12 protein-coding genes are annotated in these 13,025 nt (G+C 60.0%); 10 read left to right on the forward strand and 2 right to left on the reverse strand.

The features are described 5' to 3' along the window. Window positions 1-456: 456 nt before the first annotated feature. Both AC19YY_RS05720 and AC19YY_RS05725 read right to left on the reverse strand, forming a co-directional pair. The gene (locus AC19YY_RS05720) at window positions 457-1,677 is read right to left on the reverse strand and encodes a CaiB/BaiF CoA transferase family protein (RefSeq protein ID WP_169954147.1); all 1,221 of its coding nucleotides are present in this window, start codon (window positions 1,675-1,677) and stop codon (window positions 457-459) included. A gap of 13 nt (window positions 1,678-1,690) precedes the next feature. Further along, window positions 1,691-2,872 carry an acyl-CoA dehydrogenase gene (locus tag AC19YY_RS05725; protein ID WP_029290432.1) on the reverse strand — a complete coding sequence of 394 codons (1,182 nt, stop codon included), beginning with the start codon at window positions 2,870-2,872 and terminating at the stop codon, window positions 1,691-1,693. Between the two features lie 157 nt (window positions 2,873-3,029). Between AC19YY_RS05725 and AC19YY_RS05730 the strand changes: the two genes are divergently transcribed. The 10 genes from AC19YY_RS05730 to AC19YY_RS05775 all read left to right on the forward strand — a co-directional run bounded on the left by AC19YY_RS05730 (window position 3,030) and on the right by AC19YY_RS05775 (window position 12,843). Next, complete coding sequence (locus AC19YY_RS05730) at window positions 3,030-3,929, forward strand: LysR family transcriptional regulator (RefSeq protein ID WP_170041963.1); 900 nt, start codon at window positions 3,030-3,032, stop codon at window positions 3,927-3,929. Between the two features lie 449 nt (window positions 3,930-4,378). Next, complete coding sequence (locus tag AC19YY_RS05735) at window positions 4,379-5,500, forward strand: Re/Si-specific NAD(P)(+) transhydrogenase subunit alpha (RefSeq protein ID WP_065942441.1); 1,122 nt, start codon at window positions 4,379-4,381, stop codon at window positions 5,498-5,500. A gap of 15 nt (window positions 5,501-5,515) precedes the next feature. Next, a complete protein-coding gene (locus tag AC19YY_RS05740; RefSeq protein ID WP_003233786.1) occupies window positions 5,516-5,836 on the forward strand; it encodes an NAD(P) transhydrogenase subunit alpha part 2 in 321 nt (106 codons plus the stop codon). Continuing rightward, window positions 5,836-7,272, forward strand: coding sequence for an NAD(P)(+) transhydrogenase (Re/Si-specific) subunit beta (locus AC19YY_RS05745; RefSeq protein ID WP_038444899.1), 1,437 nt, complete (start codon window positions 5,836-5,838; stop codon window positions 7,270-7,272). The genes AC19YY_RS05740 and AC19YY_RS05745 overlap by 1 nt, the downstream gene beginning before the upstream one ends. Window positions 7,273-7,452: 180 nt before the next feature. Then, a complete protein-coding gene (gene scpC, locus AC19YY_RS05750; RefSeq protein WP_169954143.1) occupies window positions 7,453-8,946 on the forward strand; it encodes a succinyl-CoA:acetate CoA-transferase ScpC in 1,494 nt (497 codons plus the stop codon). Between the two features lie 318 nt (window positions 8,947-9,264). Continuing rightward, window positions 9,265-9,480, forward strand: a complete 216-nt coding sequence (locus AC19YY_RS05755) for a DUF1127 domain-containing protein (RefSeq protein WP_007911656.1) — start codon at window positions 9,265-9,267, stop codon at window positions 9,478-9,480. Between the two features lie 315 nt (window positions 9,481-9,795). Then, a complete protein-coding gene (locus AC19YY_RS05760) occupies window positions 9,796-10,116 on the forward strand; it encodes a DUF2388 domain-containing protein (protein WP_169954142.1) in 321 nt (106 codons plus the stop codon). Window positions 10,117-10,229: 113 nt separating this feature from the next. Then, on the forward strand, window positions 10,230-10,538 hold the full coding sequence (locus tag AC19YY_RS05765) for a DUF2388 domain-containing protein (protein WP_169954141.1): 309 nt from the start codon (window positions 10,230-10,232) through the stop codon (window positions 10,536-10,538). A gap of 26 nt (window positions 10,539-10,564) precedes the next feature. Next, window positions 10,565-10,885: a DUF2388 domain-containing protein gene (locus AC19YY_RS05770; RefSeq protein WP_029290409.1), complete on the forward strand. Its 321-nt coding sequence runs from the start codon at window positions 10,565-10,567 to the stop codon at window positions 10,883-10,885. Next, window positions 10,882-12,843, forward strand: coding sequence for a DUF7844 domain-containing protein (locus AC19YY_RS05775; RefSeq protein WP_169954140.1), 1,962 nt, complete (start codon window positions 10,882-10,884; stop codon window positions 12,841-12,843). Before AC19YY_RS05770 ends, AC19YY_RS05775 begins: the two co-directional genes overlap by 4 nt. Window positions 12,844-13,025 lie beyond the last annotated feature (182 nt).

Here is a 13,025-nt window from a genome sequence, read left to right on the forward strand (position 1 = left end):
CACAAGCACCCACACGAATTGCTTGATTCAGTTGTTAAAGAGCGGTTGGTTAAGATCTTTCGTCTCAACCGAGGCGCGCATTCTACAGCAGCCTCATTTGCTGTCAAGTGATTATTTTCAGAAGCTTTCGAGGTTTTCCTCAACAACTTCAACCACTTGCGCTTTCGATCTCTCGTCAGCGGGAGGCGAATTCTACAGCGTTACACGCTGCTGTCAACACCTCTTTTTCAACTTCCTTTTGGCTTCGATTAACTGAAGCAACCTACTGTCGAAAACTACATAACTCTTTGTTTACCAAGGAATTTTCCGTTTCGACTGCGCCGGAAGTGGGGCGAATTATAGACTTCCAGGATCTGCCGTCAACCCTTGATTTTGCTTTTCTATCAATTAGTTACGATCGATTAAAAAACAACCAACTCCTGCCATGCAGAACCCCTTCTATATAGAAGACACACCTCATATAACTCCCGCCGCCTTTAAAGCCGCCACATGAGCCGCTCCCAACCCCAGCACCTGGCTGAGTACTTGAGCCGTATGCTCGCCCAGGAGCGGTGGCGCACTGCGATACTCCACGGGCGTCTTGGACAGCCTAATAGGGCTCCCCACCTGCGGCACCTTGCCCGCCAACGGGTGCGGCAACTCTATAGCCAACCCACGCGCCTGCACCTGCGGATCGGCAAACACCTGCGCCAGGTCATTGATCGGCCCACACGGCACACCCACCTGCTCCAGCTGGGCCACCCACTCGGCCGTGGTCTTGAACACCGTTGCCTGGCGAATCAATGGAATGAGCACCGCCCGATTGGCCACCCGCAGCTTATTAGTAGCAAACCGTGGATCATCAGCCCACTGCGGCTGCCCGGCGACCTGGGCAAACTTGCGGAACTGGCCGTCATTACCCACGGTCAGGATGAAATCGCCATCTGCCGTGGGAAAGTCCTGATACGGCACGATATTCGGATGCGCATTACCCAGCCGCTTAGGCGCTACCCCCGTCGTCAGGTAATTCATCGCCTGGTTGGCCAGGCAGGCAACCTGGACATCCAGCAACGCCATATCAATATGCTGGCCGCCGCCATCATGGTCGCGGTGCGCCATGGCCGCCAGAATCGCCACGGCTGAGTAAAGTCCGGTCAAAATATCGGTCAGGGCCACACCTACCTTGACCGGGCCTTCGCCCTCATCACCCTCGGGACGCCCCGTCAGACTCATCAGACCGCCCAGGCCCTGAATCATGAAGTCATAGCCAGCGCGCGCCGCATACGGCCCAGTCTGGCCAAACCCCGTGATAGAGCAATAGATCAGCTGCGGATTGAGTTCCTTGAGCGACTCATAGTCCAGGCCATACGCCGCCAAGCCGCCCACCTTGAAGTTCTCGATCAAGATATCCGACTTCGCCGCCAGGTCCCGGACCAGCTTCTGCCCCTCCGGCCGCGTGAAGTCGATAGTCACCGACTCCTTATTACGATTGGCCGATAAGTAGTAGGACGCCTCACTGGTGTTTTCACCATAGGCATCCTTTAGGAAGGGCGGGCCCCAGGCGCGGGTATCGTCACCACTGCCAGGTCGTTCGACCTTGATCACCTCAGCGCCGAGATCAGCAAGAATCTGCCCGGCCCAAGGCCCCGCCAGCACCCGTGACAAATCCAGCACCCGCAGATGCGATAGCGCGCCCATGGTCACACTCCTATTAATAGAACGCCTGGATACCGGTCTGGGCGCGCCCGAGGATGAGCGCATGGACGTCATGCGTGCCTTCGTAGGTATTCACCACTTCCAGGTTGACCAGGTGCCGGGCAATCCCGAACTCATCGGAGATGCCATTGCCACCGAGCATGTCGCGAGCCATCCGGGCGATATCCAGGGACTTGCCGCAGGAGTTGCGCTTCATTATCGAAGTGATCTCCACCGCGGCCGTTCCCTCATCCTTCATCCGCCCCAGGCGCAGACAGCCTTGCAAGGCGAGAGTGATTTCGGTCTGCATATCAGCGAGCTTTTTCTGGATCAACTGCGTGGCGGCCAGTGGGCGCCCGAACTGTTGACGATCCAGGGTGTATTGGCGCGCCGTGTGCCAGCAGAACTCCGCAGCCCCCAAGGCCCCCCATGAAATGCCGTAGCGGGCCGAGTTCAAGCAGGTGAAAGGGCCTTTCAAGCCACGCACATCGGGAAAGATGTTTTCTTCAGGAACGAAGACGTTGTCCATGACGATTTCACCGGTGATAGACGCACGCAGGCCGACCTTGCCGTGAATCGCCGGCGCACTCAGGCCTTTCCAGCCCTTCTCCAGGACAAAACCACGGATGTCGCCGGCGTCGTCCTTGCCCCAGACCACAAACACATCGGCAATCGGGCTGTTGGTGATCCACATCTTGCTGCCGGTAAGGCTGTAGCCGCCATCCACCTTGCGTGCGCGGGTAATCATCGCGCCCGGGTCCGAACCATGGTTGGGCTCGGTCAGGCCAAAGCAACCAATCCACTCACCCGAGGCCAGCTTGGGCAGGTACTTCTGCTTTTGCGCTTCAGTGCCGAACTCATTGATCGGCACCATCACCAGTGAAGACTGCACGCTCATCATCGAGCGATAGCCGGAATCGACACGCTCCACTTCCCGGGCAATCAAGCCGTAGCTGACATAGTTCAAGCCACTGCCACCGTACTGCTCAGGAATCATGGCGCCGAGCAGGCCGGTCTCGCCCATTTCACGGAAAATCGCAGGGTCGGTCTTTTCATGACGGAAGGCTTCAAGCACACGCGGCGCCAGCTTGTCCTGGGCAAATTGCTCGGCGCTGTCGCGCACCATGCGCTCTTCTTCAGTGAGCTGTTGATCCAGCAGCAGTGGATCGATCCAGTTGAAGCTTGCCTTACCGCCCATGAGTGAGTCCTCGCGAAGTAAATCAAAAGTCGTGCATGCAGCCTAGGCCGGGTAGGCGAGGAGGGCAAACGAGGTTTTTGCATAGCCTTGTGCTAATTTCTCACTCCGTAACGATTGAGAAAGGCGCAACAGCCTTTTATTAGTGAGAGTACGGTACATGCGCAGAAAGATCCCCAGCACCACGGCCCTGGTCAGCTTTGAAGCAGCAGCCCGCCACGAAAGCTTCACCAAGGCCGCGCAAGAACTTTCCATCACCCAGGGCGCGATCTGCCGACAGATCGCCAGCCTTGAGGAGTTTTTGAGTGTCGAGCTGTTTCGGCGCTCGCGACGCGGGGTAAAGCTCACCGAAGCCGGGCTTTCCTATAGCCGGCGGGTCGCGACGCAATTGGATGCCGTGGAGCGTGACACCCTGTCAGTGATGGGACAGCAGGGCACCAATGTGATTGAGCTGGCGGTAGTGCCCACGTTCGGCACGCAGTGGCTGATCCCGCGCCTGAAGGATTTCCAGCAGCAACACCCCGAAGTCACAGTGAACCTGACCAACCGCACCCGCCCGTTCCTGTTTGCCGATACCGAGTTCGATGCCGCTGTGTATTTCGGCGATGCCGACTGGTCGGGCACCGAATTTCATCGGCTGATGGGCGAAAATCCAGTCCCCGTCTGCAGCCCGCGCTTGCTGCAAAACCGCACGCACTTTCGCGCAGAGGAAATCGCCGAACTGCCACTGCTGCAACAAACCACGCGACCCTACGCCTGGCGCCAGTGGTTCAACGCCCAACAACTGAATATCCCCCGGGACATGACAGGCCCGCGCTACGAGCTATTCTCCATGCTGTCCCAGGCGGCCATGCATGACATGGGGATTGCCTTGATCCCACCGTTCCTTATTCAGCGGGAACTGAGCGAGAAACAACTGGTGATTGCCAACCCGCAGGCGCTGACCAGCAGCAAAGCCTATTACCTGATGATTCCCGAAAGAAAGGTCGAATCTGCATCACTGCACGCCTTTCGAGACTGGCTAATTGATCAGGCACAGCGCTACAGCCATCAATTCTAGAGGCCCGGGCAAGTTATTGACCTTGTAGTCAGGTAATTTAGAGACCTACAGATATACGTATATGTCGCCTTTTGACAGACTGTACCGTTCGACCGTAAAACCCTCTGCAAGCCAATAGCTGCAAGCCCTACAGCGGGTATTCGGGGGCAATGATCGGTTATTCATGTCGACAATTGGGTAAATCGACTTTTCCCGCGATAACCCTTTAAACACCTGTATTCCAAGAGGTTATTCCGGCACATTGCGACAATCAGTCACAGGGTGACTTGTAGTTAATTTTTCGTCACCCGTCATAATCCCTTGAAGGCCGTAAAGTTCGCCTGCAAAATGCCGCGCCCTGCTGTCATTTCAGCGGGGTCGTGCTGATCGGCCGCCCCAGTTGCGCCACTCGCGGTGCACTGGCCTTTTTACAAAAATCAAAAGCAAAAAGATCATGCAGGAGATTTGACGTGCACATTGGTGTTCCTCTCGAAACCCAGACCGGTGAAACGCGGGTTGCTGCAACCCCGGAAACCATCAAGAAGCTGATCGGCCAGGGCCATAAGGTCACTGTACAAAGCGGTGCAGGTATCAAAGCCAGCGTCGTCGACAGTGCCTATGAAACGGCAGGCGCAACCATTGGCAGTGCCAGCGATGCGTTTGGCGCCGAGCTGATTCTCAAGGTGGTCGCCCCCAGCGACAGCGAACTGACGCTGATTAAAAGCGGCACCGTGTTGGTGGGCATGCTCAATCCGTTCAGCAACGAAACCATCACCCAACTGGCCGAACATGGCATCACTGCCTTCGCCCTGGAGGCCGCGCCGCGTACCTCCCGTGCGCAGAGCCTGGATGTGCTGTCGTCCCAGGCCAACATTGCCGGCTACAAGGCAGTGTTGCTGGCGGCCCATCACTACCCGCGCTTCATGCCAATGCTGATGACCGCCGCCGGTACGGTGAAAGCCGCTCGCGTGCTGATCCTCGGCGCCGGTGTTGCCGGCCTGCAAGCCATCGCTACGGCGAAACGCCTGGGTGCCGTCATCGAAGCGTCCGACGTACGCCCGGCCGTGAAGGAGCAGATCGAGTCCCTCGGTGCCAAGTTCGTCGACGTGCCCTACGAGACCGATGAAGAGCGCGAATGCGCCGTCGGTGTCGGCGGCTACGCCCGCCCAATGCCCACCAGCTGGATGCAGCGCCAGGCCCTGGCCGTGCATGAGCGCGCCAAGCAAGCCGATATCGTCATCACCACCGCCCTGATTCCGGGTCGCAAGGCCCCGACGCTGCTGAGCGCCGAAACCGTCGCCCAGATGAAGCCAGGCTCCGTGGTGATCGACCTGGCCGCCGCCCAGGGTGGCAACTGCCCACTGACCGTCGCCGACCAGGTGGTGGTGGAAAACGGCGTGACCATCTGTGGCCCGACCAACCTTGCCGGCGCGGTCGCTGCCGATGCTTCGGCCCTGTATGCGCGCAACCTGCTGGACTTCCTGAAGCTGGTCTTCACCAAGGAAGGGCAGTTTGAAATCAACCTCGAAGACGACATCGTCGCCGCGTGCCTGATGTGCCGCGACGGCCAAGTCATCCGCAAAAACGCCTAAGCAGGGATTCAGACGATGGAAGAGCTTATCTCCCCCGGTATCTACAACCTGATCATCTTCGTGCTGGCGATTTATGTCGGTTACCACGTGGTCTGGAACGTCACCCCCGCGCTGCACACGCCGCTGATGGCCGTGACCAACGCAATTTCGGCGATTGTGATCGTTGGCGCCATGCTCGCCGCCGCACTCACCGTGACCCCGCTGGGCAAGACCATGGGCACCCTGGCCGTAGCCCTGGCTGCCGTCAACGTGTTCGGCGGTTTCCTGGTTACCCGTAGGATGCTTGAGATGTTCAAGAAGAAAGCGCCCAAGGCTAAAGAAGAGGTGCAGAAGTAATGAGCATGAACCTCGTGACGACGCTCTACCTGATCGCGTCGATCTGCTTCATCCAGGCCCTCAAGGGCCTGTCGCACCCAACCACGTCCCGACGCGGCAACCTGTTCGGCATGCTCGGCATGGCGTTGGCGGTACTCACCACCGTGGGCCTCATCTATAAGCTCGGCGCAGAACTTGCAACTGCCGGTATCGGCTACGTGATTGTCGGCCTGCTGATCGGCGGCACCGCCGGTTCGATCATGGCCAAGCGCGTAGAAATGACCAAGATGCCCGAACTGGTAGCCTTCATGCACAGCATGATCGGCCTGGCGGCGGTGTTTATCGCCATCGCGGCGGTGGTCGAGCCGCAATCCCTGGGGATCGTCAAGCAACTGGGTGACGCGATTCCTGCGGGCAACCGCCTGGAGCTGTTCCTCGGCGCAGCCATTGGTGCCATTACCTTCTCCGGTTCGGTCATTGCCTTCGGCAAGCTGTCGGGCAAGTACAAGTTCCGCCTGTTCCAGGGCGCACCGGTACAGTTTGGCGGCCAGCACAAGTTGAACCTCGTGCTGGGCCTGGCCACCCTGGGCCTGGGCCTGGTGTTTATGTTCACCGGTAACCTCAGTGCCTTCGCCCTGATGCTGGCCCTGGCCTTCGTGCTGGGCGTGCTGATCATCATCCCGATTGGCGGCGCCGACATGCCGGTGGTTGTCTCGATGCTCAACAGCTACTCCGGCTGGGCCGCGGCGGGCATCGGCTTCTCGCTGAACAACTCGATGCTGATCATTGCCGGCTCCCTGGTGGGTTCGAGCGGTGCGATCCTCTCGTACATCATGTGCAAGGCGATGAACCGCTCGTTCTTCAACGTGCTGCTCGGCGGTTTCGGCAATACGCCGGATGCGGCAGGGCCGGCCGGTTCGAAAGAAGCGCGCCCGGTGAAGTCCGGTTCGGCCGACGACGCCACTTTCCTGCTGACCAACGCCGACACCGTGATCATCGTCCCAGGCTATGGCCTGGCGGTCGCGCGGGCGCAACACGCCCTTAAAGAGCTGACCGAGAAGCTGACCCATCGCGGCGTCACCGTGAAATACGCGATCCACCCGGTCGCCGGCCGCATGCCTGGCCACATGAACGTGCTGCTGGCCGAGGCCGAGGTGCCTTACGACCAGGTGTTCGAGATGGAAGACATCAACTCCGAGTTCGGCCAGGCCGACGTGGTGCTGGTGCTGGGAGCCAACGACGTGGTCAACCCGGCCGCCAAGAACGATCCGAAATCGCCGATCGCCGGCATGCCGATTCTCGAAGCCTTCAAGGCCAAGACGATCATCGTCAACAAGCGCTCGATGGCCAGCGGTTACGCCGGCCTGGATAACGAATTGTTCTACCTGGACAAGACCATGATGGTCTTCGGCGACGCGAAGAAGGTCATCGAAGACATGGTCAAGGCCGTCGAATAAACACTGCTCCAGCGCAATACCCAAAACCCCGGCCTCCCGTAGGCTGGGGTTTTTTATTAACGGGAAAAACCCGACCAAAGGCTCTAAATCGCCACCTGGCATTCGACCATGGTAGCGGGACGAACGCCTTTGAAATCACTAGACTGCCCACCTTGCCTCCGTTGCCCGAGATAACAATCCATGTACCGTGATCGTATCCGCTTGCCTTCGCTGTTGAACAAGGTCATGAGCGCCGCCGATGCTGCCGCCCTGATCGAGGACGGCATGACCGTCGGCATGAGCGGCTTTACCCGCGCCGGTGAAGCCAAGGCCGTGCCCCACGCCCTGGCCGAACGTGCCAAGACCTCGCCCCTGAAAATCACCCTGATGACCGGCGCCAGCCTGGGCAACGACCTGGACAAGCAACTGACCGAAGCCGGCGTGTTGTCGCGCCGCATGCCATTTCAGGTCGACAGCACCCTGCGCAAGGCGATCAATGCCGGCGAAGTGATGTTTATCGACCAGCATCTGTCGGAAACCGTCGAACAGCTGCGCAACAACCAGCTCAAGCTGCCGGACATCGCGGTGATTGAAGCTGTGGCCATCACCGAGCAAGGCCACATCGTGCCCACCACCTCCGTGGGCAACTCGGCCAGCTTCGCGATTTTTGCCAAGCAGGTGATCATCGAGATCAACCTGGCGCACAACCCGAATCTGGAAGGCCTGCACGACATCTATATCCCGACCTACCGCCCGACCCGCACCCCGATCCCACTGGTCAAGGTGGATGATCGCATCGGCAGCACCGCGATCCCGATCCCGCCCGAGAAGATCGTCGCCATCGTCATCACCAACCAGGCCGACTCCGCCTCCACCGTGACCCCGCCCGACAGCGACACCCAGGGGATCGCCAATCACCTGATCAACTTCCTCAAGCAGGAAGTGGATGCCGGACGCATGACCAACAAGCTCGGCCCGTTGCAGGCCGGCATCGGCAATATCGCCAACGCGGTGATGTGCGGGTTGATCGAGTCGCCGTTCGAAGACCTGACCATGTACTCCGAAGTCCTCCAGGACTCGACCTTCGACCTCATCGACGCCGGCAAGCTGAGCTTTGCCTCCGGCAGTTCGATCACCTTGTCAGAGCGGCGCAATGCCGACGTGTTCGGCAACCTGGAGCGCTACAAAGACAAGCTGGTGCTGCGCCCGCAGGAAATCTCCAACCACCCGGAAGTGGTGCGCCGCCTGGGCATCATCGGCATCAACACCGCGCTGGAGTTCGATATCTACGGCAACGTCAACTCCACCCACGTGTGTGGTACGCGGATGATGAACGGCATTGGCGGCTCGGGAGATTTCGCCCGCAACGCGCACCTGGCGATCTTTGTCACCAAGTCCATTGCCAAGGGCGGGGCGATTTCCAGCGTGGTGCCGATGGTCAGCCATGTCGACCATACCGAGCATGACGTCGACATCCTCGTGACCGAGATCGGCCTGGCCGACCTGCGCGGCCTGGCGCCACGGGAGCGGGCACGGGTGATCATCGATAACTGCGTGCACCCGGACTACCGTGACGCCCTCAACAACTACTACACCGCCGCCTGTGCCATCGGCGGGCACACCCCGCACATCCTGCGCGAAGCCTTGAGCTGGCACATCAACCTGGAAGAAACCGGGCACATGCTCAAAGACTGATCAATACAGATCCGGGTGGGTGCAAGCACAGTTGCATTCACCCGGAACTGAGCGCGGTACTTTTGAAAAAAACTGTACTGCTGTACCGGTCATTTCCTACCGCAAAACCCTACAAATCCTTTCCAAAACGCCTAAAACGCACCAAATAAGTGCTGACAGGTACAGTTGCCCCATTTCCGTACAGTACAGCCGCTATAAACAGTTAACTGGCCCCTCACAATACAGGTGAACTGTATCTAGAGAGTCTTGCGCCGGAGGAGGATCATTGGCATCAGTTAAACCACTACCTAATCCCGCCACAAGCGGAAGGATGTCATCATGGAACGTACACTCAGTTCCGAACTGTTCTTCGAAGATAAAGCTGTCAACACCCAGGCTTCCCTGCCTCTGCGCGTTATCGCCAACCTGATGTTGTGGCAGCGCCGCATCTCCAGCCGCCATCAACTGGCTCGTCTGGATTCGCGTCTGCTGGCCGATGCCGGGATCAGCGAAGCTCAACGCTACGAAGAGCTGAGCAAGCCGTTCTGGCGCTGATTTAGCGCCCGCTGGCCCTGACCTACCGGGTCCACCGCCAGCACCCCGAATTGTTGTAGCAAAGCCCGCCCCGGGTAACCGGCGGCGGGTTTTGTTGTTTCTGGGAGGACGAAAAAATAGCGTGGAAGCCATCCTCGATGCCTGGACAGGTACAGTTTAAAAAACATAACAATTAACCAGTACAATTACGCATTGGCTGATTTGTACCGGTCAAATAACCTCCGTGAGCCACCACTTCCAACTGCGCACTACCCGAACAGATAGGCGCCAGCTACTATCGCGTCATTAGTTCGTCTCATACACAGGAGTCACCCCATGTCCCGTCTTCGTTTGCTGAGCGCTGCAGCCCTGCTTGCCGTCGCCGCCAATGCCAGCGCCACCAGCCTGATCGTGACCACCGACTCGATTGTGGGCGCTCTCAAAGCCACTTCCGACGCCAGCTCCGATGCCACCTCCTCGCTGCGCGACAACAAAGTCGTGCGCGCTGCCCGTGACGATGCTGCCAGCTTCGTCGCCAGCGAAGGCGTGATCCGTGGCGTGAAGCTGGAAAGCGCCCTGGCGCAGATCCGCCAACAGGCGCCACAACTCAATGCCGCTACTGATGTGCAACTGGCCCAGGCAATCCTGGCCATCTGAGCCAGGCCTGTTTTGCAGGAGCCGACTTGCCGGCTCCTGCATAGAAGTACCCGCGCTGGCTCTCGCCCGGGCATTACGCTAGCCTTGGCGCTCGTTTTCAGTTGTCGAGTCCCATGGCTTTTTCATACCGTTTGTTGATTGTTCCCACAGTGCTTGCAGTGTGCGGGGCCGGGCCGGTCCAGGCCTTTGATCTGTCCACACAAGGCCTCGTCGCCAGCGCCTATGCCACCAGCAAAGTGACCTCGGCGCCGTTCGATCGTAAATTGATACTGGCAGCCCAGGATGACGCTGCTGCGTTTATTGCCACTGACGGCCAATGGCGGGGCGCCCGGCTGGAAAGTGCACTGGATTACCTGCGTCGCACCCAGCCAAAACTTAAGTCCAGTGACCTTGAACTGGCCCAGGCAATTCTCGTCCAATAATCATCTTTACCCTTTGGAGTCATTCCATGCGTCGCCCGTTGATCGCAGCTGCTCTCGGCCTGTTCTTGCTGGCAGATATCGCCCAGGCACAAACCCTCGTGGCCACCAGTAACATCATTGTTCGTGCCTTTGGCCGCACCATTGATTTCACCTCGGACACCACCACCTCTATCCGTGACTCCAAAGTCGTGCGTGCAGCCCACGATGACGCCGCCAGCTTTGTCGCCAGCAATGGCGATATCCGTGGCGCGCAACTGGAAGCCGCCTTCGACACCCTGCGAACTCGCGTGCCCGAAGCCCGCGACGCCAGCGACCAGGTCCTCGCCGAAGCCATCCTCGCATTGTGAGGCGTCTCACCGCCTGGCTATTGGCTGCGACGGTGCTGCTGGCCGGCAACGCCGCCCAGGCCAGCCTGCAACTACGGCTCAAGACCGACGGCTTGAGCCCAGCCCAGCAGCAGGCCAGCCAGGCATTGCTTGATGAAGCGATGCAGGCGCTGCCGCCGCGCTTCATCGAGCAACTGGACCGGCGCATCGACGTTGGCTGGACCGACGACATGCCCGCCAACGCTTATGGCCAGGCGTCGCTGGTGTCCGAACTGGACCTCAACCGCAGGCTACTGGCCAGCCTCACCGACGGTACCGCCGCCACCCAGCAGACCCAGCGACCCCACGGCACCGTGCGCCGGGAGCTGCTCGCCACCGTCTTGCATGAACTGACCCACATCTACGACCGCGCGCGCCTGTGGCCCAAGGACCAGCGCTCGTTGATCCAACGCTGCAGCCGCCAGAACAACATCACCGGCCTGATCGGCCTGCCCGATCAATGCCGTGGCCAGAATGACCGGCGCTTCACCCTCAGCGACGACCCGCGCTTGCTCGACCTGGCCGGCTGGCCGCAATACGTCGGCCGCCGTGGCGAGCGCGAGCAACACAACCGGCAAGTGGCGCGCAGTCCGGACCTGTACGAAATCACCAACCCCAAGGAGTTCGTCGCGGTCAACATGGAGTACTTCCTCCTCGACCCGAGCTACGCCTGCCGCCGGCCCGCGCTGTACCGTTACTACCAGCAACACTTCGGCTGGGCCCCGCCCGCCAAGGACGCGTGCGCCAACACCTTCGCCTTCCTCAACGCCGGCAACGACTTTGCCAAGACGCCCCTGGGCCAGGTCGATCCCGAGCGCGTGTACGCCATCGACTATCTGCTGGCCGAAGCCAACCAGAACCTGGTGAGCCGCTGGGGCCACAGCATGCTGCGCCTGGTGATCTGCGCGCCGGGCCGCCCCCGTGGCCCGGATTGCCGCCTGGACCTGGACCAGCACCTGGTGTTGTCCTACCGCGCATTCGTGGGCGACGTGCAGCTATCGAGCTGGGACGGGCTGGTGGGCAAGTACCCTTCACGCCTGTTTGTCCTGCCCCTGGCCCAGGTCATCGACGAGTACACCAAGACCGAACTGCGTGGCCTGGCGTCCGTGCCCTTGATCCTCACGCGCCAAGAGATCAACGACACCGTCGAACACGCCGCCGAAATGCACTGGAGCTACGACGGCAATTACTACTTCCTCTCCAACAACTGCGCGGTCGAAGGCCTGAAACTGCTGCGCAGCGGCAGCGCCAACCCGCAACTGACCACCCTGGACAACATCACCCCCAACGGTTTGCTCGAAGTGCTCAAGGCCCGCGGGCTGGCCGACACCAGTGTGCTGGATGACCGCCGCGAAGCCTTGCGCCTGGGTTATCACTTCGACTCCTTCCGCGAGCGCTACCAGGCGATGTTCGAGGTGCTGAAAAAACACCTGCCGATCCCCCAGACCCAGGTCGAAGACTGGCTGGCCTTGAGCGCCGAGCAACGCAGGACCTGGTTCGACCAGGCTGACCTGCGCACCAGCGCCGCCTTGCTGCTGCTGGAACAGGCGAGCTTTCGCAAACAACTGATGCTCGCCCAGGACGAGGTCAAGCAACGCTACCTCGGTGCCCGCGAGCTGAAGAACGGCGGCATGGCCAAGGCCGATGCGACGTTGCAGCAGATCCTCGCCAACAGCGGCTTCCTCAGCCGCCCGGCGGAGCTGCTCGGCAGCAGCGGTTATGGATTGCCCCAGCCCAAGGAATGGCAGCGCCTGGAATCAGAAAGCGCATCGCGCCAGAAGCAGCTGCAATCGCTGACCGGCGACCTGGATAAAGAGGTGAGGGCGCTGCTGGAGCCTTCGCGGGCTGCGGAAATTGCCGCCTGCGAGGCCAATCTCAAGCAGGTGGGCGAGCATCTGCGGGCCTTGCACAAGGCGGCCGGCGGCCTGCAACTGCCTTAAGATCAAAAGCATCGCGGGCTTGTCGGATCGCCGCATCGCCGCGAAGACGTCGGCCCAGCAAACATTGAGGTTGACTGACCCACTGCTTTCGCGAGCAAGCCCGCTCCCACAGGGATCTGCGCTTAACTGACTGGCATTAGGGCTTGCCCGCGATAGCGCCCTTACAGACATCAAAACCAGAC

The sequence above is a fragment of the Pseudomonas sp. MF09156 genome (assembly GCF_059862305.1).